The organism is Ruminococcus sp. AF31-8BH (genome assembly GCF_003460605.1).
Lineage (GTDB): Bacteria > Bacillota > Clostridia > Lachnospirales > Lachnospiraceae > Blautia_A > Blautia_A acetigignens.
Genome location: NZ_QTVN01000030.1, coordinates 10,269 through 11,810 on the forward strand (window position 1 = coordinate 10,269; position 1,542 = coordinate 11,810).

1 protein-coding gene is annotated in these 1,542 nt (G+C 50.3%); it reads left to right on the forward strand.

The window, feature by feature from the left end:
- Positions 1-169 precede the first annotated feature (169 nt).
- Positions 170-1,542 (forward strand): recombinase family protein (locus DWZ38_RS21370; protein WP_117855324.1); only part of this gene is annotated, 1,373 nt, incomplete at its 3' end.

Sequence of the window (1,542 nt, forward strand, 5' to 3'; positions counted from 1 at the left end):
GACCACTGTATTTGACGGGGAACTGGACGCCACTGATGTGTTCGTCAGCCTGATTTCCCAGAAATACGGCAAGACGAATACGAAAGAATATCTTGCTAAAAGGAAAGATATGAGCTATAATGAAGATGAGGTTCAAAAGAGCCAGATACCGTCTGGATTGTGTGGGTAAATGGCTATGATGAACGAAATGGAATATAGAACAATCGGAAAGGCACTTGCCGGGGGCTATCGTGCGGCGGTCTATTGCAGGCTGTCAAAGGACGATGACCTGCAAGGCGAAAGTGCCAGTATCGCAAACCAGCGTGATATGCTGGAAAAATACTGCGAAAAGCAGGGATGGGAGGTTGTGGCAGTCTATCAGGATGATGGCTTCACAGGTCTTAACATGGAGCGTCCTGATTTACAGAGAATGTTGAGAGCCATTGAGCGCAGGCAGATCAACCTTGTCATCACGAAAGACCTCAGCCGACTGGGGCGTAACTATCTGCAAACCGGGCATTTGATTGAGGACTTTTTCCCAAGAAACGGTGTCCGCTATATCGCCATGAATGACGGTATCGACACCCTGCGGGATAACAACGATATTGCCCCGTTCAAGAATATCCTGAACGAGATGTACAGCAAGGATATTTCCAAGAAAGTCCATTCCTCTTATCTTCTGAAAGCGCAGAAAGGACAGTTTACCGGGTGTCTTGCCCCTTTTGGGTATCGGAAAGACCCAGAGGACAGAAACCATCTGCTCATTGACGAGGAAACCGCCCCGATTGTGCGGCTGATTTTCGGATATGCCCTGAACGGTCATGGTCCGAACTATATCCGCAGACGGCTGGAGGAAGAAAAAATCCCCTGCCCAACATGGTGGAACCGGGAACGGGGGCTTCGCAATACCCGCACCAAATGGGAAAAGAAAGACCCGGAAAACGGGCGGTATATGTGGGACTTCTCCGTTATCAAAGACCTTTTGATGAATCCCGTCTACACCGGGGCGATTGCTTCCCAGAAAAAAGACTACCGCTTCAAAATCGGCACGATTGGGGAAAAGAAGCCGGAGGACTGGATTGTAGTGGAGGAACAGCATGAACCGCTGATTGACCGCATGAGCTTTGACATTGTGCAGAACAAGCTGAAATCCCGCCAGCGTCCGGGGCAGACCAATGAAATCAGCCTGTTTGCCGGATTGATAAAATGCGGCGAGTGTGGGAAGTCGCTGACGATACGCTACACAAACGCAAAACATCCCCAGCAGATTTACTCCTGCAAAACCTACAATGCCTTTGGAAAGAACCACTGCACCCAGCACCGGATTGACTATGACACCCTTTACAGCCATGTGCTGCGGAAAATCCGGGAATGTGCCAGAGCTGCCCTGATGGACGGGAAAGCGGTTGCCGACCGCCTGACTAATACCTGTGAAGCCGAGCAGCGGGAACAGCGGGAAGCAATGGAACGCTCCCTTACAAGGGACGAGGAACGGATTGAGGTTCTGGATAAAATGGTCATGCGGCTTTATGAGGATATGATTGCAGGGCGTATCAGTGAGCA